Genomic DNA, 19940 nt, shown 5'->3' with positions numbered 1-19940 from the left:
CGGTCGGCCACCAGCCACAGGTCATTGCATGGACTGCAACGTACGCAATGCATGGATTGCAATCGTTCTGTTGCGTTGTTTGCAAGTGCTCACGTGTTCGCATCGTGCGGACGTGCCGTTCGCTCCCGCCCGTAGAATCAAGCTCTGCTGAGGCCTTCGAATCCGGCAGGAATCAGAGCCTCCAGATTCGGTGGGCCTCCGTTCTGCGCCCGGAGTCCTTCGACTCCGCTCACCTGCGGTGAGCTTGCAACCCAACGCTGCGTCGGCGCCGTCTCCTTGCGAGGATCACCATGGCTGCATCCCCTCATCTCGTTGCGCGCGCAGACCTGCGCAATGTGGCCATCATCGCTCACGTCGACCACGGAAAGACCACCCTCGTCGACGCCATGCTGTGGCAGTCAGGGGCCTTTCGCGCCAACGAGACGGTTGCCGAACGGGTCATGGACTCGATGGACCTCGAACGCGAGAAGGGCATCACGATCCTGGCCAAGAACACCGCTGTGCGCTACGTGCGCGACAGCGGCGAAAAGACGAAGATCAACATCGTCGACACGCCGGGCCACTCCGACTTCGGCGGCGAGGTGGAGCGCGCGCTGACGATGGTGGACGGCGTCCTGCTGCTGGTCGACTCCAGTGAGGGCCCGCTGCCGCAGACGCGGTTCGTGCTGCGCAAGGCACTGGAACTGCAGCTGCCCGTCGTGCTGGTGATCAACAAGATCGACCGGTCAGACGCTCGCATCGCTGACGTCGTCGACGAGGTGTACGAGCTGTTCTTGGACCTCGACGCGACCGACGACCAGATCGACTTCCCGATCGTGTACACCAACGCCCGCCAGGGCACAGCGACGCTTGACCTCGGCCAGCCAGGCACCGATCTGCGTCCGATGTTCGAGACGCTGCTCGAGACCGTGCCCGCTCCCTTGCACGACCCCAAGCATTCGCTCCAGGCGTGGGTCACCAACCTCGACTCCAGTCCTTATGTGGGGCGCATCGCGATGTGCCGGGTCATGCACGGCACCATCAAGCGAGGCCAGAGCGTGGCGTGGTGCCGCACCGACGGTACGACCACCACAGCCAAGGTCAACGAGCTGTATGTCACCGAAAGCCTCGATCGAGTGGACGCCGACGAGGCCGGCGCCGGCGAGATCATCGCCATCTCGGGCATCGAGGACATCACGATCGGCGACACGCTCGCCGATCCGACCAACCCCGAGCCGTTGCCCCTCATCACCGTGGACGAGCCGAGTCTGTCCATCACGATCGGCATCAACACCTCCCCGATGGCAGGTCTCGGCGGCGACAAGGTCACCGCCCGCCTCATCAAAAACCGCCTCGACGCCGAGCTGATCGGCAACGTGTCGGTGCGAGTGCTGGACACCGAGCGGCCCGACACCTGGGAGGTCCAGGGGCGAGGCGAGCTTCAGTTAGCAGTGCTGGTGGAGATCATGCGCCGCGAGGGTTTCGAGATGACCGTGGGCAAGCCCAAGGTAGTCACCCGCACCATCGACGGAACGCTTCACGAGCCCACCGAGCGCGTCACCATCGACATCCCCGAGAGCTTCGTCGGGGCAGTTACCCAGCTACTCGGCGAGCGCAAGTCCGACATGGTCGCCATGTCCAACCACGGCACCGGATGGGTTCGGCTGGACTACATCGTGGCGGCACGCGGCCTCATCGGCTTCCGCACCGAGTTCCTGACCGAGACGCGGGGCACCGGCCTCATGGCCAACGTGTTCGAGGGTTACACACCCTGGCTCGGCGAGCTTCGCACCCGCCACTCGGGATCGATCGTCGCAGACCGCAAAGGCTCGGTCACCGGATACGCCGTGGCTGCTGTGCAAGAGCGGGCTTCGCTGTTCGTGGCACCCGGTGACGAGGTTTACGAGGGCATGGTCATCGGCGAGAACCCACGCACCGAGGACATGGACGTCAACATCTGCCGCGAGAAGAAGCAGACCAACGTCCGCGCCGCTGCCTCCGACGACACCATCCGCTTGACGCCGCCCCGTGTCCTGTCGCTCGAGCAAGCGCTGGAATTCATCGGCGACGACGAATGCGTCGAGGTCACTCCGAACGCCATCCGCATCCGCAAGACGGTCATCGATGCCACCGCCCGCGGCCGCGCCCGCAAACGCCTCCAGCGGACGACCGCCTGAGCCCGCATCGCCCACAATCTGCAGGCCAGTATCTCCATATTCTGTAGGCTGCCTGTCGAATATTCTGTAGGCTCAGATATCCAGCTGTTGTAGGTTCGGTGTGCGTGGCCCACCGTGCCATCACCCGCCGACCGGCAAAGCGCAACCATGTCAGACACGCTCGAACCCGACGGTTACCGACCCCGTGTGACCGACTCGGCGGTTGAGAGGGCGTTGGCGGCCATGCCCACCGTCGTCATCGAGGGTCCGAAGGGCTGCGGCAAGACCTGGACGGGTCGAAAGTTCGCCCGCAGTGAAGTGCTGTTCGACCGCGATCTCAACGCCCGCCGAACAGTCTCGATTGTGCCCGGGCTCATTCTCGACGGACCCGAACCACGTTTGCTCGACGAATGGCAGCTCGCTCCAGAAATCTGGAACCAGGCCCGGCACGCCAGCGATGAGGGGCGACGAACCGGCCGATTCATCCTGACCGGTTCGGCCGTGCCCGCCGACGACATCACCCGCCACTCTGGTGTTGGACGCATCGCGCGTGTCCTCATGCGCCCGATGTCACTTCTGGAAACGGGCGAGTCCACCGCAGAAGTGTCGATCGGATCCTTGCTCGATGCGGAACCGGTGGGGGCACGGCGACCGGACGCTGAATTCGCACACATCGTCGAAGCCCTCTGCCGGGGTGGCTGGCCTCGGTTGCTGGATCGGACCGTGACCGACGCGCAACTGTTCCTGGACAACTACCTCGGGGAACTGTGCCGGACCGACGTCGCGGAGGTCGACGGGGTAGCGCGCAATCCTGACGGAGTTGCGCGGCTCATCGCTTCGATCGCGCGCAACGTCGCAACCACTGCGTCGTTCTCGAAGCTTGCCGCGGAGGCCAGCGGGGACCGCCCGCTGAACCGGACGACTGCGACGGAATACCAGCGCTCGCTGCAACGGCTCTTTGTCGTCGAAGACGCACCGTGCTGGCGCACGCACCTGCGCTCAAGGGCCACGCTGCGCGCAGCCCCGAAGCGACATTTCGTCGACCCATCACTTGCGGTGGCCGCTCTCGGTGCGAGCCCTGAACGCCTGCGGACAGACCTGCAAGCGCTCGGTTTCCTTTTCGAGTCACTGGTGGTACGGGACCTGCGGATCTACGCCCAGGCCAGCGGTGCAACCGTCTATCACTACCGCGACAGCGACCAGCTCGAAGCCGACGCCGTCATCGAAGCCCGCGACGGTCGCTGGATCGCCGCAGAGGTGAAGCTCGGCGGCAACGAGAACATCGAACAGGCCGCTCGATCGCTGCTGTCCCTGCGCGACAAGGTGGACACTGCGCGCATCGGCGAACCCTCGAAGCTGCTGATCATCACAGCCACCGGCTACGGCTACGACAGACCCGACGGCACCACGGTCGTACCCATCAGCGCACTGGGGCCGTGAACTTGGAGGTCTAGACGCTGGGGTTGGCGGGGATTGCCAGCTCCAGGCGCGGGGCCAAGTCGATGTTGTGGAAGTTCTGGAGCCGCTCGATGGTCTCCGCGTAGCGCTCACGCTTTCTGGCCTCGCGCTCTGGAGCACGCTCAGCGAACTCGGGCATGACTTCCCGGGCGAACAGCTCCATTGACTCGCAAATGTCCTCGTGGCGGTTCCGGCCCGCCTGGCTCACGAAGATCAGCTCATCCACCCCGGCGTCTTCGTAGGCGCGCACGAAGTCGCGGATCTGGCCGGGCGTGCCAATGCAGCCCCGCAGCGAGTCCAGCCCGCCCTCCTCGATGCCCGTGCCGTCTTCGGCCCGAGCTTCGTCAACCTGTGCGTTGAGCTTCTCGAAGCCCATCTCGGCACGGTTCTGCTCGAACTCGGTCCAGATGTCGGTGCCGCCGGGCGTGTGGGTGCCGAATTGGTAGTAGTGCAGCAGCGAGTAGGCGAAGAAGTGAAAGCCGTCGAGACCCCGGTCGAGTGCCGTCTGCTCGTCCTGGTGGCACATGAAGCCCGTCGCCACCGCGATGTTCGGGTTCGGCGCCAGACCGATCGGGTCGGTACAGGCCTCGAACGCTGCGTAGTAGTCGGCGACCCATTGGCGGGCCTCGTCGGGATTGATGAACGCGAAGCTCAACGCCCCGATGCCCCGACTGCCCGCCATGAGGATCGTGTCGCGCTGGCTGCACGCCACCCAGATCGGCGGGTGCGGCCGCTGCACGGGCTTGGGCACCACATTGCGGGCCGGCATGGAAAAGTACTTGCCGGTGTGCCCCTCGTACGGCGCCTGCGACATCATCTTGGCGATCTCGGCGATCGCCTCTTCCCACATCGAGCGCTTGTCGGCCCGCTCGATCTCGAAGCCCAACAGCTCCATGTCGCTCGACGTCTCCCCGGTGCCGAACTCGACTCGACCATTCGAGATGATGTCCAGCGTCGAGATGCGCTCGGCAACCCTTGCGGGATGGTTGTAGCCAGGCAGCACCGGCACGATGCCGTGGCCGATATGGATGTTCTGCGTGGTCGCGGCGCACGCGGCCAAGAACACTTCGGGTGCCGATGAGTGCGAGTACTCCTCCAAGAAGTGGTGCTCCACCTCCCACACCGTGTTGAAGCCGAGCTTGTCGGCGAGCTGCACCTGTTCGAGGGCCTCGTGGACTACCCGTGCCTCAGCGCCGTCATCCCACGGGCGCGGCAATTGATGCTCGTAGAAGATGCTGAAGCGCATGGCGATTCCCTGTGTCTTCTTGGAGGTTGTGGGCCGTTGGGCTGATCAGCCGGCGGCCGCGATGCTGGCGAAGGCCGAGTCCACGATGCGGCCGCCGCGGGGGTCGCCGGTGATGGCGGCGTCCATCTTGTTCATCACATAGGACACCGACGCCCGCACGTCGAAATCGACGACGGCGACCGAGCCGCCCCAGCCGCCCCAGAACATGTGGTTCGGGTTCGGGCTGCTCACCCAGCCTTCGAGCTCGCGGGCGAAGCCGATGCCGTGTCGCAACCGCATGTACAGCACGTCGTCGACGTTGTCGATCTGCTCCTCGAGGCCCTTACGCGCCCCCGCCTCGGACATGATCCGAACCCCGTCAACTTCGCCTCCGCAGGCCAGCATCGAGTGGATCCGTGCAATGGAGCGGGCATTGCCGATGCCACCCGCGGCCGGGATCTCGGCAGCACGCCACTCCCGAGTCCGAGGCTCGGTGGCGTCAAGCAGGCAGCTCATCAGCGTGCGTGCGCAGATCGAGTCCAGCTCAACCTTCACCCCGTTGATCTCCAGTCCCTCAGACAGGACCTCTGGCGGAAGCAACTCCCCCATCCGGTGATCCTCAGAGGCGGGCAGGCTCATGTGGAAGTCAGCACCCAGCGGCTCGGCGATCTCGTCGCGGAACCAGTCAGCCATGCGCTCGCCGGTGATGCGGTACAAGATCTCGCCTTCGAGGTTGCCTTGGGTGACAGCGTGATAGCCGGACTTGGTGCCCGGCTCCCACCAGAGTTCCTGGGCTGCGAGGCACTCGGCAATGGCGTCGAGGTCGTACAGGTCGGCAGCCGTCACCGGTGGTACGTAGCCGGGCAGCCCCGCGGTGTGCGACATGACGTGGCGGACCAGCACACCCTCTTTGCCGTTCTGGGCAAATTCGGGCCAGTACTGGCACACGGGAGCGTCGAAATCGAGTTCGCCCCGATCTGCCAGGGCGAGCATGCAGGTCGCCGCCATGGTCTTGGTGGTGGAGTACACGTTGACGATTGTGTCCCGCTCCCACGGCTCGCCGTTGGGGCCGGCGTCACCGGCCCAGATGTCAACGACGGACTCGCCGTCAACGGTCACCGCCGCTGCTGCACCAACTTCAAGATCTTCGGCGAAGTTCTGCTCGAAGGCGTCACGAACTGCCTCGAAGCCCTCTTTGCACGTCCCGTGAATCTCCATGAACTGCCCCCCTTGCGGTGCCAGCCCGCTGGGCCAGCACGTCAGGGGTTCATCATTGCAGTCGAGACCAGGGGTCGCCCAAGCCGGGTGTGCGCTCAATCGGCGGCGGCCGGCACGTGACGATGGCGGGGCTCAGTTCGTGGGCGCAGTGATCGGTGGGGCGTCGCCGAAATCGGCCCAGTCCGTGGCGACCCTGAAGGTTCCGGTGCCGTCGATGGTGGCGCTGTAGCTCACCCGTCGGATGAGATCGTCACCGTCGACCCAGACGTCGAGCTGGATGCTGTCTGGCTGGGTGGCTGGCGCCTGGCTCGTCATCATCATGAACATGCCGAGCGACATGTGGAAGCCGGCCCCTGCGCCGGCAGGCGTGGTGTGGGTGCGGTAGTGCGCCACTGCGATCCCGTCGAGGTCCTCGTTGCCCACTTCAGAGAAGTCGTAGAGACCTCCGAGGTCGTCGATCGCGACGCCGAACGTCAGGTTGGACTGGATAGGTCCGCCGGGGCCCGGAGCATCTGGCTCCCATGCGACCGGAACCGGACCCTCCCATGGTCCCTCCGCAGCCGAGCGGTACGCCTGACCGTCGACGATGACCTCGGTGTAGGAGTCCATCTGTGGGATGCCCATTTCTGGCATCGCCGGTCCAGGTGTCATCCGATACTGGAAGTTCCCGCCCGAAGACGTCGCCTCGATGGTCAATTCCCATGGCTCAGCGAAGTCGTCGAAGTCGAACGTGACCGTCGTCTGCGAGGTGGCTGAGTCGCTCACCTGGATCGTGGTCTCGACGGCCTGGTGCACCGCAGCAGTCGCGTCGCGGCCGGTGCCAGTGTCGTAGGCGACGATCGTCGCCGCTGCTACGAGTGAGATCACGACGGCTGCAGCAGCGGCGTTGATCCACCGCGGATGAGCGTGTGGACCGAATGGGGACGCGCTGCGAAGCGCTCGAACGGGCGGTGGTGCGTCTCCGGTGTCCGCCAGGATTCTCTCCAGCGTCCGCGCCGGATCCGGTTCGGTCGCCGATGCGAGCGAATCGACGTTGACCGGGTTGGCTCGGCGCAGCTCATCGAGCAGATCGTCGTGGATATCGGTGCCGGTCATTGCGCCTTCCTTGCCGAATCGTCGTCGGGCCGCTCTGGCTGATGCTCATCGGGCCGTTCTCTTGCTGCCTGTCCGTGTCGGCGCAGCTCTTTCGCGTTCGATTCGCCCGCCTCTGAGTGGTCGAGATGCTCGAGGTGCTCAAGGCGCGCCGCGAGCCGTTTGCGAGCCCGGTGGACACGGATCGCCGAGGCGTTGGCCGAGATGCCCAGAACCTGTCCGATCTCGGCATGGCTGAGTTCCTCCCACGCCACGAGCATGAGCACTTCGCGATCGGCCTCGGACAGGGAACCCAATGCCGTTCGCAGCATTGTCGAACGGTCGTCAGCTGCATCGGCGACATTGTCGATCGCCTCGGGAGGATTCGCTATGCGCAGCCGATCGTGCGCTGCCTGGCGCCGCCAGTTCGAGCGTGCGGCGTTGCGGATCATGTTGCGGGCCACACCGAACAGCCACAGCCGTTCGGAGCCGTCGGGAACGTCGTCGCGCCGGCGCCACGCTGTGAAGAACGTATCGGCGACGACCTCGTCGGCGGTTGCGTGGTCCACCCGGCGACGCGCGTACGCGAGCAACGGCCGGTACGTCTCGGAATAGACGCCCCGGAACCAGTCGTGGTCGTGGGCACCCAGCATGCGAACAGCCATCATGGCTGTCATGTCCGCGCTCGCCTGACTCTTTCACCATGGCAGCGCAAGGCTGCAGGCACCAACGACAGTCAAGCGTGGTGCGACACAGGATCGGCCGAGTTTGCGCCATCCGAGATCACCGAGGGCACCCCATCCGACATTCGTGCGAACGAGGCCGTCATCGACGCCTACCTTGGTTCCGAGGTCCACACATGAGCCCGATCACATGAGCCCGATCGCATGAGCCCGATCGCATGAACCCAGGGGAAGCCCCGACCCAGAACGGCAGCGCCGCTACGGCGCCGGCGCTGGACGTACGGAACCTGGTTGCCGGTTGGGGCGGCGTGCCGGCCGTGCGTGACCTGTCCCTGCACGTCCATCCCGGCGAAGTGGTGGCGCTTCTGGGACCCAACGGTGCCGGCAAGACGACCACGCTGTTGACCATCGCAGGGGTCTTGAAGCCCATCGACGGCGAGATCGATGTGCTCGGCATACCTCTCGACGGTGCCAGCGCACATCAGGTGGCCCGCAGGGGCGCCGCGTTGCTGCCCGAGGATCGCGGTATCTTCTTCCAGCTCAGCGTGGCGGAGAACCTGCGCCTGCACCGCCACCGTCGCAGCGAAGTCACCGAAGCCGACATCATCGGCTGGTTCCCTGCCCTGGACCCACTCCTGGACCGCCGGACAGGCCTGCTCTCAGGCGGCGAGCAGCAGATGCTGGCACTGGGCTGCAAGCTCATCGCCGATCCGAAGCTCTTGATGGTGGACGAGATGAGCCTGGGCCTCGCCCCGAACATTGTGGAGCGGCTGATTCCGGCGGTGCGACGCATTGCCGACGAGACGGGCACAGCGGTGCTGCTCGTGGAGCAGCACGTGCATGCTGCGCTGGCCATCACCGACCGGGCGTACGTGCTCAATCATGGCGAGCTGGCGCTGTCAGGCACTGCCGACGAATTGGCGCAACGGCCCGAAGTGCTCGAGGCCAGCTATCTCGGCGAGCGCACACTCGACCACGAGTAGCGTCGAGGACCTCATGACATCTCGACTGTCTCGACTGTCTCGACTGTCTCGACTGTCTCGACTGCTCCCACTGCTCTTCGCCTTCGGCCTCGCCGGCGCCGCATGTGGCGGCTACGGCGACGGTGACGCTGACCAACCTGCGGCCACCACTGCACCCGACGATGCCGGTGACACGACGGACACCGTCGTCACGACCGATAACGGGGCTGACGTTGACGACACGGCAACTGGCGACGCGCCAGGTGACGGCGACGATGACATAGCTGACGACACGCCCGTCATCGACCGCACCGGCGAGGTCATCCGGGTCGGCTACGTCAACACCGAGGGAGGTGCCATCTCCCTGCCGGAGCTGCGCGTCGGTGGCGAGGTCGCGATCGGGGTCATCAATGCTTCAGGCGGGATCCACGGAGCGATGATCGAGCCGGTCGTCTGCCTCACCGACGGCACGCCCGAAGGTGCCATCAACTGCGCCGTGAAGCTCATTGAGGAAGACATTGTCTTGGCCTACATGGGGGTCGAGCTGGCCTCAGAGGCTGCGATCCACCTGTGGCTCGACGCCGGCATCCCCTATGTCTCGTCAAACTCGTGGGGCCCCACCGAGAGAAACAGTCCTGGCGCGTTCCTGCTGCACGCGGCATTCGGGGCCTACGCCGTGGGCCCGGCCAAGACGTTCAAGGATCTGGGCATCGACCACATCGGCGTGATCACCCAGGACTCGCCCGTCGGCTTGGACTTCCTGGACAACATCATCGGGCCCGTCCTCGAACACAACGGGATCGAGATGGAGCGCATCGTGGTCGATTCCTCAGCACCTGACTGGACCGCCGCAATCGCGGCGGCGCAGACAGCGGGCGTCGAAGGACTCATGGGCCAGCTGGACGAGTTCGGCTGTATCGGCATGGTCGGATCAGCTGCCGCGAGCGGCTTCGACAAGCCGATCTTCGCCGGCTCATGCACCGTCTACATCAACCTGTTGGGCCCGGCCGCACTGGGCACCTACACCCAGGGCGACCAGTGGATTCCGTCGATCCAACAGTTCGCACCGCCCGAGATCGCGGAGCGTCTCGAGGCCTTCAGGGAGGACATGACAGCCGCGGGTTACGCGAACATGATCGACGGCTTCGCTGTGGCCCCGTACTCGGCGTGGCGCGAACTGGAGTTCATCCTGGAGACCATCGAAGGACCGATCACGGCCGAATCGGTCATTGCGGCCTTTGACAATGCAGGCGAGACACCCGGCTGGTTCGGTCCCAACCTGCGTTGCGGCCAAGCGCCATGGCCAGCGGAGTCCTCGCACTGCACGTCGGAGATCATGGTCTGGCAGATCCAGGAACGCGATGACGGAACGGTGGGTCGGGTGCCGATCGGCGGTGGATTCTTCGACGCCTATTCCTACAGCGGCCTCTAGACGCGAGACGCCCTGAGACACGCAGAGCAATCAGACATGAGGGGTCGGCCCGACTGAAGTGCAGCAGTACCTCCTCTTCGCAATCGTCGGGCTGGGATTCGGCAGCATTTACGCGGCGTTGTCGATGGGCGTGGTCATCACATACCGGGGCACAGGCATCATCAACTTCGCCACCGGCGCGATGGGGATGTGGGGGGCGTACGTCTTCGAGGAGCTGAGCCGCACAGGCGACCTCGTGCTGCCAGTCGTCGTCGTTCGACACCGGGTCAGCCTGGGTGGCAGCTCGGGCACGGTGCCGTTCCCGGCAGCGATCGTGCTTGCGGTGCTGTCGTGCAGCCTCGTCGGCCTGATGGTGCATTTTCTCGTGTTCCGGCCACTGCGACGCGCCCCGATCCTGGCGCGAGTCGTGGCGTCGGTCGGCGTGTTGTTGGTGATCCAGGCCTTGATCGTGATGCACTTCACGAGCTCGGCTCGCATCGTCAGCCCGATCCTGCCGAACGAGCCCGTGAGCTTCGCCGGCATCAACTTTTCACGCGACCGCCTGTGGCTCACCGCCGTCGTGTTGGTAACTGCCGCGTTGGCATGGGCCTGGTTCCGGTTCACTCGCCTGGGCCTTGCCACTAGGGCGTCCACCGAGAATGAGCGGGCCATCAGCCTCGCCCGCTACTCGCCGCAGGTCCTCGCCGGCTCGACTTGGGTGCTGTCGAGCACGGTCGTCGGCTTCCTCGTCATCTTGACGTCGCCGCTTGTGACCTTGAATCCCTTGACCTACGTGCTGGCCATCGTGCCGGCGCTGGCCGCTGCGGTCATCGGCCGGTTGTTGTCCATCGCCATCACGGTGACGGCCGCGTTCGGCCTCGGCATCTTCCAGTCGATCGTCGTGTACCAGACCACCAACCCGTGGTGGCCGGACTGGGCGATCACCGGGCTGTCCCATGCGCTGCCGTTCGGGGTCATCGTGATCGCCCTGTTCGGCTTGGGCCATTCGCTGCCGACCCGAGGTGCGGTCGAGGCTGATCCCCTGCCGGAGGTGGTCCGGCCACGGATGCGCCCGTCAGTGGTCGTGCTGGTTGCGCTGGCGGCAGGCGTGTTGACCGTCGTGACCCACGGCAGTTACCGGCTGGGCGTCATCACCAGCATGATCATGACGATCGTCATGCTGTCGCTGGTGGTGCTGACGGGTCTGGTCGGGCAGATCTCGCTGGCCCAAGCTGCCATCGCCGGGGCTTCAGGCTTCGCGCTCAGCAAGCTGGGCGACTCGATGGGCATACCGTTTCCCATCTCGCCGCTGCTGGCGGCTCTCATGGCGACGGTCTTCGGTGTTCTGGTCGGGATTCCAGCCCTTCGCATCCGGGGTGCACAGCTAGCCGTGGTCACCTTGTCGGGTGCCGTCGCGCTCGAGGAGTTCGTCTTCCGCAATCCCTCCATCACCGGTTTGTTCGGAAACCCCATTTCGGATCCGTCCTTGTTCGGAATCAACCTGGGTGTGCGCGAGGGGCGAAACTTCGCCCGTTTGGAATTCGGGATCCTCGTGCTCATCGTGGTGACGGTGTGCAGTGTCGTGGTCGGAAACCTTGCCCGCAGCGCCACCGGACGGCGATTCCTGGCAGTGCGATCGAACGAGCGCGCTGGCGCCTCGGTCGGGATCTCCGTTGCCAAGACCAAGCTGCTGGCGTTCGGGATTTCCTCGTTCCTGGCCGGCGTGGGTGGTGCGTTCATCGGCTACAGCCGTGGCCAGCTGTCTGCTGAGAGCTTCGCAGTGCTGGTCGGCCTGAGCTTCTTGGCGCTCGCCTACCTGTGCGGCATTACCAGTGTTGCGGGGGCGATCATCGCCGGGATCTTTGCGCCCCTGGGCATCGGCTACGTCGTGGCCGACCGTGCGGCATCGCTGGGGAGGTGGTACCAGTTCCTGGCTGGCATCGGACTGGTGCTGACCGCGATCTTCTTCCCCGAAGGCGTCGCCGGTGCATACCGCCAGAACCTCGCGAAGTTCAGGGCCATGCGTTCCGCGAGGCGTGCCGTCAGGGCCGTCCGTGAAGGCGGCCGCAGCACGGCTGAGCTCCCCGGCGCCGCCCCGACCCTCGTCGACGCTCCCGCTGTTGTGGCAGACGACGAGCGGCCGGCGCGGCCGTCGAGCTTCGATGCGGCACCGACGGTGCTCACCGTCGAAGACCTCACGGTTCGATTCAGCGGTCTGAAGGCTGTGGATGGGGCATCGCTGCGTATCCGTGAGGGCGAGATCGTGGGGCTGATCGGGCCGAACGGCGCTGGCAAGACGACCTTGGTCGACGCACTGACAGGTTTTGTCCCTTCGCAAGGGCGTATCACCTTCAGCGGGCAGGAACTGGCCCACCAAGCGCCGCACCAGCGAGCGCGACTTGGTCTGACGCGGACGTGGCAGTCGCTCGAGTTGTTCGGCGACCTGTCGGTGCGCGAGAACGTTCAGGTCGCAGCCGAGCGGTCGTCGATCCGTGCCGTGCTAGCCGACATGGTGGTGCCGACGCGACCTGCAGACGAGTCGCGGGTGGACGAGGCGCTGGAACTTGTGGGTCTGGTCGGTGACGCCGAGGCGCGGCCCCAGAACCTGCCGCTCGGCCGTCAGAAGCTTGTCGGTGTCGCACGGGCGCTGGCTCCGGGGCCCCGCGTTGTGCTCGCCGATGAGCCTGCCGCCGGCCTGACCAACACCGAGAGCAGGGCGCTGGGCCGCCGGCTGACCGACGTGGCGTCGGGCGGCGTGTCGATCCTGTTGATCGACCACGACATGGGCCTCGTCCTGGAAGTCTGCGACTACATCTACGTGCTCGAATTCGGCCGGATCATCGCGGAAGGCACGCCGGCGGAGATCCGGGTCAACGAAGCAGTGGTGGATGCCTACCTCGGCTCAGGGGCCCATGCCTGAGCGACCGCGGTGATCGACCACGACTCTTGCCAGTTATGCGTCATGCGATGGTCACATTTCGGCCATGTACCCCCAGCAGAGCATGGTGCCATCTTCCCGGAGACCGCAAGCGTGGAAGTTGCCAGCGTCAAGCATGCTAAAACGCATTCCCTCAGGTGCCGTGATGCTGACCCGATCAGGCAGGCGCTCGCCTTCCGCCGTCCGATAGCCCCCCGTTCGATTCTCACCCCAGCAGACCGCAGTCTGATCGGGGCGAAGTCCGCAACTAAAGGTAGAACCAGCGGTGATCTCGACGAGCTGTGTTCCCGCAGAAGGCCGCGCTTGATTCCAATTGTTGGCAGCCCAGCACACCACGTTCCCTGTCTCCGCGCTCGACTCAGACAGCAGGGCGCAAACGTGCTTTCCACCGACGGCCATCTGAACATATTGACGAGAGAGATCGGGCTCCCCGATGCCCGCATGAAGGACACCCCAACAATCGCCAGTCCCATTGTCTCTCACGGCACATGTATGTTCACCGCCAGCAGAAACACTCTTGTATTTCAAGTGACGCGGCAAGTCCGGAACAACTCCAGAGAATTCTTGGCCCCAACAGACAATGCTACGATCCTCACGAAGGCCGCAAGTATGGGTGTCGCCAACAGCGACTGAGATGAACCGTTCATTCTGCGGCGGCTTCGATTGGTTATGACGATTGCTGCCCCAACAATGAGCAGTTGCCTCTCTATCAATGCCACATGTGTGTGTCTTGCCGACAGAAATACTGGAAAATGTCACACCATCAGGACTCGACATCACCCGATCGTCGCCGAAGCCAATGCAACCCACGGATCCATCGCTTCGCAGTCCGCATGCTCTGCCCCCACCAACACTGATCGCCCTGAGGTCGGTGAGCGCGCGTCCATCGGCCGGTACACGCGTGGATGTCTCAACTTCCTCTGACAGACACGCGGCCAAGCTGACTCCTACGACCAAGAGGCTCAGCATCCACCGCATCAGCACCCGAAACCGGCGATTGAGCGCAACAATACGCATGACCTAGGAGGCTGGTCGGAAAGTCGCATTTCGGGGGTTTGATGCACGCGAAACCGTAGGTCAGGGGCTTGCGGTCTGAGCCTGACACCCATTTCCGACCACCCTCCTAGGACTAGGACATTCACTAGCCATTGTCACACCACCAGCGGCGTATCCGATCAACGATCGGCGAACTCCATCGGTGGTTGCAAGTGAACGGTCATGATGACCGTTGCCAACACATGCAACCGACCGATGGAGGTGTCCAGTTTGGCAGCGAGGCTGAGTTTGGATGAGCGGGTGTTCATCGAGTCGTCGCTGGGGGCGGGCCGCAGTGTCGCGGACGTAGCGCAGCGGCTGGGCCGTGATCGGTCCACGGTGCATCGCGAGCTGGCCCGCTGCGGCGGGCGGGGGGCCTATGACGCCCGCGCGGCGCACGCGTGGGCGTGCGCGAGGGCGCGACGAGAGCGAACGCCCAAGCTGGCGCGCGAGGGCGCGACGAGAGCGAACGCCCAAGCTGGCGCACGATCGGGTGCTGGCCGACGCGGTCGATGAGCGTCTGAAGCTGAGGTGGTCCCCGCACGCAGCGGCGGCGGACCTGCGCGAGGCGGGCATGAGCGTGTGCGCGGAGACGATCTATCGGGCGTGCTACGCGAACGACCCGCGCAGCGGCCTGGCGGCGGGCACCTGGGCGAAGCTGCCGCGGCGCTGCCGGCGCCGTCGGCCGCGCAGCGTCGCGCAGGCCCAAAAGCCCAGCCCGCTGGGGGAATACCGGCTGATAGCCGACCGGCCCGCCGACGTCGAGGAGCGCACCAGCCGCCACGCGGTCACCGCAGCGCTGCCCCACGGCTACAGCGCGCCCCAGGTCGCCGCCGCGGTCACCGCGGCGCTCGCTCGCCAGCCCCCCGCGCTCGTGCGCACCCTCACCTGGGACCAAGGCCGCGAGACGGCCCGCTGGGCCGACATCGAAGCCGCGCTCGGCATCGAAGTGTTCTTCTGCGAGCCGCGCTCGCCGTGGCAGCGACCCACCAACGAGCACACCAACGCGCTGCTGCGCCGATGGCTCCCCAAAGGCACCAGCCTCGACATCGCGCAGCTGCGGCTCTCAGTCATCGAGGACAACCTCAACCACATGCCCCGCCGACTCCACAACTGGGCATCAGCACACGACATCTACACTCAACTCACTTGCAACCACCGGTAGAGCTTGCCGTGCGTTCAATTAGCCCTGATTATTCACGAGTGTGGCGGGCGGGGCTGTTGGGGTGCGCGGAAAGGCCTCTCTGACCTGCGACGATGCGTGTGTTCTAAGAACGCATTGGGCAGTTCAGGGGGGCATCTCGGAGGTGAAACTTGGCAGTGTGTCGAACGCGCGTCTGGTCGGCGGCGGGGAGCGGGTGGTGTGGGGCGTCGGGCTGTTCGCTTTGGGGGGTTTCGCGGACCGGGCGGGGCTGACTGGGGCGCTGTCGGCTGCGGTGCCCCGGCGCGGCGAGCGCGCCCCGACCCATGACCGGGGCCGGGTGCTGGTTCATGCGCTGGTGATGCTGGCGGGCGGCGGTGAGGCGTGCACGGATATCGAGCATCTGCGTGCCCAGCGGGGCCTGTTCGGCGACGTGGCGTCGGACTCGACGCTGTATCGCACGATCAGGGGCTTGGGCGCGGGCGGCCCCGAGGCGCTGTTGGGGGCGGCGGCTGTGGTGCGCGAGCGGCTGTGGGCCGATCGTGGCCGCAGCAGGCCGCTGGTGGTCGACATCGACTCGACGCTGGTGGAGGTCCACTCGGAGAACAAGCAGGGCGCCGCGCCGAACTACAAGGGCGGCTATGGGTTCCATCCGATGATCTGCTCGACCTCGGACGGGGAGCCGCTGTGGGTCAAGCAGCGGCCGGGCAACGCCGCCGCGAACCACATCGCGGATCATCTCGAAGTGCTCGACGCCGCAGTTCAAACGCTCCCTGAGGCCGACGCGGCTGGGCACCGCGAAGGCGACGACCCCGACCTCGTCGGTCGCCCCCTGGTGGTGCGCATCGACACCGGGGGCTGCTCAGCGACCCTCGCTGAGGGACTGGCAAAGCGCAACATCGGCTTCGTCGTGTCGGCGCGTTCCGCCCCAGCCGTCGAAGCCGCGATCCGCAGCGCGTTGGGCGACCCGGGCCGCTGGCACACAGCCCAGCGAGACCCCAAGCAACGCAAACGGCGCGGCGCTCAGGTCGCGGACCTCACCGACCTGGCGGACCTGTCGGGCTGGCCGCAGGGCACACGGCTGGTGGTGCGCCGCGAACCGCTGCACCCCGCAGCGCAGCGCAGCCTGTTCCCCAGCGACCATTTCCGCTACTGGGGGTTCTACACCGACCAGACCGGCGACCCAGCGCGGCTGGACCGGCTGATGCGCTCACATGCCGACATAGAAGACGCTGTGTGCCGGCTCAAGCACAGCGGCCTTTCGCGCATGCCGTTCACCGACTGGCACGCGAACAGCACCTGGGCCGCGCTGTGCATGATCGGCCTCGCGCTCGTGGGATGGTTCCAAACCTGCTGCCTCACCGGCGAGCTGCGCCGAGCAGCCCCCAAACGGCTCCGCTGGCAGCTCTGGCACCTCCCCGCGCTCGTGTGCCACACCGGCAGACGCGTCCTGCTGCGCCTCCCCGACCAGCACCCCGGCGCCAGAGCACTCCTCGCCGTCGCCCACCCCCGCTGACCCCCCAAGGCCGAGTCCTGAACATCCCCCGAGCCGCCGAAGCGGCCCTGACCCGCCACGCCCACACCCGCCCACGACCGGTCCGTCACACCCAAAACCGCAGACCGCGCCCGACCCCGGCATCCCCGAACCCGACACACAGCAACCGGACACCACGAAACCGCCCGCAAAAAGCGCCAAAAGACAATCACCACAGTTCTCGTGAATAATCAGGGTTAGCTGCATGAAGATATGAATGTATTAGCAGACTCGGGGAATTGAGCGGCTGAGGATCTGCGAAGGCTGCGAGCGTCACCTCTTGGAGGACGTTCGAGGGGTCGGTGACGCCGAGGCGCGGCCCCAGAACCTGCCGCTCGGCCGTCAGAAGCTTGTCGGTGTCGCACGGGCGCTGGCTCCGGGGCCCCGCGTTGTGCTCGCCGATGAGCCTGCCGCCGGCCTGACCAACACCGAGAGCAGGGCGCTGGGCCGCCGGCTGACCGACGTGGCGTCGGGCGGCGTGTCGATCCTGTTGATCGACCACGACATGGGCCTCGTCCTGGAAGTCTGCGACTACATCTACGTGCTCGAATTCGGCCGGATCATCGCGGAAGGCACGCCGGCGGAGATCCGGGTCAACGAAGCAGTGGTGGATGCCTACCTCGGCTCAGGCACCCACGCCTGAGCCGCAGCGAGGAGCACGCGTAGCGGCTACTGGCGTGCGGCAGCCAGCGCGGCGTGGACGCGGGCTGGGCTGAGCGGCAAGTCGTCGATGGTGATGCCGTAGGGGGCGAGCGCGTCGCACACGGCGTTGGCGATCGCTGCGTACGGGCCGAGCGTGCCGCCCTCGCCCACGCCGCGGATGCCGTTGAGGTTGTGGGCGGGATCGGCGATGTGGCCGAGCTCGATCGGCGGCACACGATCTGCTGAGATCGCCAGATAGTCCATGAACGTGCCCGACAGCAGCTGCCCGTTGCCGTCGTACACAAAGTGCTCGTACAGCGCCCCGCCCACGCCCTGGACGATGGCACCTTGGACCTGGCCGTTCACGATCATCGGGTTGATCGTCCGCCCGGTGTCCTCCACGCACACGATCCGGCGCACTTCCACTTCGCCGGTGTCGGGATCCACCTCGACGATGGCGGCCTGGGCGCCCGCGGCGAAGGTGCCGGTGATCGGGTCGTAGAAGCGGGAAGCTTCGAGGCCAGGCTCGGTGCCGGGTGGCAGGCGCTGCGGCTCGAAGTAGGCGACGCGAGCCACCTCGGCCACCGTCACGCCGACCGCCGGCGCATCGGCTGTGTGGATCAGGCCGTCGTCAATGGTCAACCACTCCGGCTCGGCTTCGAGCAGGTGCGCGGCGATGGTGAGCATCTTGGCTCGCACGGTGCGGGCCGCCAGGGTCGCGGCCCCCGAGCCGATGACTCCCTGGCGGCTGGCGAATGCTCCCAGCCCGAAGGAGATCCGATCGGTATCACCCATCTCTACGGACACGTCGTCGACGTCGATGCCCAATTCGGCTGCCACCACCTGGGCCATCGTGGTCTCGAGACCTTGGCCTTGGGAGGTCACACCCATCGCAGCGGTGACCGCACCGGTGGGGTCGATGCGCACGCTGGCCGACTCGTGGCCGGTGCGGAACGGCAGCCGTGGCCCCGCGGATGCCTTCTGGCCCAGACCGGTCAGCTCGTTGTAGCAAGCGAAACCGATGCCGAGCAGCCGGCCGTCGCCGCCTGGTGCCGTAGACGCCCGCTGCAGAGCGCGGAACTCGTCGTAACCCACACGCTCGACGACTCCTTCGAGACAGTCGAGGTAGGTGCGCGAGTCGTGCACCAGCCGGGTGGGTGCGACATAGGGCAGGTCGTCGGGTGCCACCAGGTTCTTGCGGCGGATGTCGAGCGGGTCGAGGCCCAGCGCCGCGGCAGCGTCGTCGAGCAGGCGTTCCATGACGAAGACCGTGGCGGGCCGCGCCACACCTCGATAGGGACCCGTCGGCGTCGTGTTGGTCGCGACACCCAGCACGTTGCAGCGGTAATGGCCGAGCTTGTAGGGCCCGGTCAGGAGCCCGCCCGCCATGAGCGGCTCGACCCCTGCGGTCCACGGCGGCGCGCTATATGCACCCACGTTGGCGTGCAGCACCGCGTCGACGGCAATGAGCGCCCCGTCAGGATCAAAGCCGGCCCGCACCGTGTAGTGGTGGTCCCGGGCGTGCAGGGCGGTCAGCAGATGTTCCGAGCGTGTCTCGATCCAGCCGACTGGGCGTCCCAGCCGTCGCGCCAGCTGTGCAATCGCCAGATCTTCGGGATACAGCACCGCCTTGATGCCGAAGCCACCGCCTACGTCGCCGACCAGCAACTGCACCGCGCTGTCGGGCACACCCAGCACCTTCGCGATGCCGTTGCGGTGAAGGTGCGGGACCTGCGAGGTCGCGTGCAGCGTCAGCTTGGTCCGATCGCTGCTCCAGCGCGCCACCGCGCCGCGGCCTTCCATCGGTGTCCCGCCGTGGCGGTTCGTGCGGTACTCCCGCTCGATCACCATGTGCGCGTCGGCGAGTGCCCGGTCGACTTCGCCGGCGTCGAACAGCCTCGTGACGATGAGATTGTCGGGAGCGAGGTCGTGCACCGGATCGGCCGGATCGACGGCTGCAGCGACCGCGTCGACGTGGCAGGTCAGCTCGGCGTAGGTGACGTCCACCAGTTCTGCGGCGTCGGCCGCCAACGCTGAGCTCGTGGCAACGACGGCGGCTACCGCCTCTCCCTGATAGCGGACCTTCTGCGCCGCCAGCACCGGCTGGGGCGTGGCGACGTGGGTCCGCAGCGCTGACTCGGCCACCAGCGCCATGGGGGCAAAGTCCGGGTCGGAACCGGTCGCGATGTCGACCACGCCGGGGGCGTCGAGTGCCGCGGAGGTGTCGATGCTCACGATGCGGGCGTGTGCGACCGGGCTGCGCACGAACGCGACCGCGAGCTGTCCGTCGTAGCGGACGTTCGCGATATAGCGGCCCCGGCCCCGCAGCAGTCGCGGATCCTCTCGCCGCGGGATCGACTGGCCGAACGGGCCGCCCTCAGTCGGCGTTGTCTCGTCCAGTCGGAACGGCTCGTCTGCCACGCTGTTTTCTCCCCGACCGGCGTCCGACCGGCTGCGCGGGCGCGAGCCGGCTAGACGGAATTGGTC

General features: G+C 66.2%; 16 protein-coding genes. 10 read left to right on the top strand and 6 right to left on the bottom strand.

Features of this window, described 5'->3' with window-relative positions:
• Positions 1-290 precede the first annotated feature (290 nt).
• Entirely contained in the window at positions 291-2156 is a 1866-nt protein-coding gene (typA, locus tag ACPXYO_RS09115) for a translational GTPase TypA (RefSeq protein ID WP_423919271.1), read from the top strand.
• Between the two features lie 147 nt (positions 2157-2303).
• Positions 2304-3575: an ATP-binding protein gene (locus ACPXYO_RS09110; RefSeq protein ID WP_423919268.1), complete on the top strand. Its 1272-nt coding sequence runs from the start codon at positions 2304-2306 to the stop codon at positions 3573-3575.
• Between the two features lie 10 nt (positions 3576-3585).
• Here ACPXYO_RS09110 and ACPXYO_RS09105 read toward each other — a convergent pair whose 3' ends face one another.
• The 4 genes from ACPXYO_RS09105 to ACPXYO_RS09090 all read right to left on the bottom strand — a co-directional run bounded on the left by ACPXYO_RS09105 (position 3586) and on the right by ACPXYO_RS09090 (position 7784).
• Positions 3586-4839: an LLM class flavin-dependent oxidoreductase gene (locus ACPXYO_RS09105; protein WP_423919265.1), complete on the bottom strand. Its 1254-nt coding sequence runs from the start codon at positions 4837-4839 to the stop codon at positions 3586-3588.
• Between the two features lie 45 nt (positions 4840-4884).
• Entirely contained in the window at positions 4885-6036 is a 1152-nt protein-coding gene (locus ACPXYO_RS09100) for a serine hydrolase domain-containing protein (protein WP_423919262.1), read from the bottom strand.
• Positions 6037-6168: 132 nt separating this feature from the next.
• A complete protein-coding gene (locus tag ACPXYO_RS09095) occupies positions 6169-7131 on the bottom strand; it encodes a hypothetical protein (protein ID WP_423919260.1) in 963 nt (320 codons plus the stop codon).
• Positions 7128-7784: an RNA polymerase sigma factor gene (locus ACPXYO_RS09090; RefSeq protein ID WP_423919258.1), complete on the bottom strand. Its 657-nt coding sequence runs from the start codon at positions 7782-7784 to the stop codon at positions 7128-7130. Before ACPXYO_RS09090 ends, ACPXYO_RS09095 begins: the two co-directional genes overlap by 4 nt.
• On the opposite strand from ACPXYO_RS09090, the gene ACPXYO_RS09085 reads away from it, so the two are divergent.
• The 4 genes from ACPXYO_RS09085 to ACPXYO_RS09070 are packed head-to-tail and all read left to right on the top strand — an operon-like array spanning position 7668 to position 13083.
• The gene (locus ACPXYO_RS09085) at positions 7668-7970 is read left to right on the top strand and encodes a hypothetical protein (protein ID WP_423919255.1); all 303 of its coding nucleotides are present in this window, start codon (positions 7668-7670) and stop codon (positions 7968-7970) included. The two genes, ACPXYO_RS09090 and ACPXYO_RS09085, sit on opposite strands and share 117 nt — an antisense overlap.
• 38 nt (positions 7971-8008) lie before the next feature.
• Entirely contained in the window at positions 8009-8773 is a 765-nt protein-coding gene (locus ACPXYO_RS09080; protein ID WP_423919253.1) for an ABC transporter ATP-binding protein, read from the top strand.
• Positions 8774-8786: 13 nt separating this feature from the next.
• On the top strand, positions 8787-10184 hold the full coding sequence (locus ACPXYO_RS09075) for an ABC transporter substrate-binding protein (protein ID WP_423919250.1): 1398 nt from the start codon (positions 8787-8789) through the stop codon (positions 10182-10184).
• Between the two features lie 58 nt (positions 10185-10242).
• Complete coding sequence (locus ACPXYO_RS09070) at positions 10243-13083, top strand: ABC transporter permease subunit (RefSeq protein WP_423919247.1); 2841 nt, start codon at positions 10243-10245, stop codon at positions 13081-13083.
• 51 nt (positions 13084-13134) lie between these two features.
• Here ACPXYO_RS09070 and ACPXYO_RS09065 read toward each other — a convergent pair whose 3' ends face one another.
• Positions 13135-13878, bottom strand: coding sequence for an RCC1 domain-containing protein (locus ACPXYO_RS09065; protein ID WP_423919244.1), 744 nt, complete (start codon positions 13876-13878; stop codon positions 13135-13137).
• 441 nt (positions 13879-14319) lie between these two features.
• On the opposite strand from ACPXYO_RS09065, the gene ACPXYO_RS09060 reads away from it, so the two are divergent.
• From ACPXYO_RS09060 to ACPXYO_RS09045, 4 genes are all read left to right on the top strand, one after another.
• Positions 14320-14652, top strand: coding sequence for a helix-turn-helix domain-containing protein (locus ACPXYO_RS09060; RefSeq protein WP_423919241.1), 333 nt, complete (start codon positions 14320-14322; stop codon positions 14650-14652).
• The gene (locus tag ACPXYO_RS09055; RefSeq protein WP_423919239.1) at positions 14630-15301 is read left to right on the top strand and encodes an IS30 family transposase; all 672 of its coding nucleotides are present in this window, start codon (positions 14630-14632) and stop codon (positions 15299-15301) included. The genes ACPXYO_RS09060 and ACPXYO_RS09055 overlap by 23 nt, the downstream gene beginning before the upstream one ends.
• Before the next feature lie 157 nt (positions 15302-15458).
• Positions 15459-16793 carry an IS1380 family transposase gene (locus ACPXYO_RS09050; RefSeq protein WP_423919236.1) on the top strand — a complete coding sequence of 445 codons (1335 nt, stop codon included), beginning with the start codon at positions 15459-15461 and terminating at the stop codon, positions 16791-16793.
• Between the two features lie 298 nt (positions 16794-17091).
• Positions 17092-17454, top strand: coding sequence for a hypothetical protein (locus tag ACPXYO_RS09045; RefSeq protein ID WP_423919234.1), 363 nt, complete (start codon positions 17092-17094; stop codon positions 17452-17454).
• Between the two features lie 26 nt (positions 17455-17480).
• On the opposite strand, the gene ACPXYO_RS09040 is transcribed toward ACPXYO_RS09045, so the two are convergent.
• Positions 17481-19874 (bottom strand): xanthine dehydrogenase family protein molybdopterin-binding subunit, encoded by a 2394-nt coding sequence (locus ACPXYO_RS09040; RefSeq protein ID WP_423919231.1) that lies wholly within the window; start codon positions 19872-19874, stop codon positions 17481-17483.
• Between the last annotated feature and the right edge of the window lie 66 nt (positions 19875-19940).

It is taken from the genome of Candidatus Poriferisodalis sp., assembly GCF_965237655.1.
In the GTDB taxonomy this organism is placed as follows: Bacteria; Actinomycetota; Acidimicrobiia; order Acidimicrobiales; family Poriferisodalaceae; genus Poriferisodalis.
The sequence above is the reverse complement of the archived record's forward strand: the minus strand, read 5'-3'. Positions and strand labels throughout refer to the sequence as shown.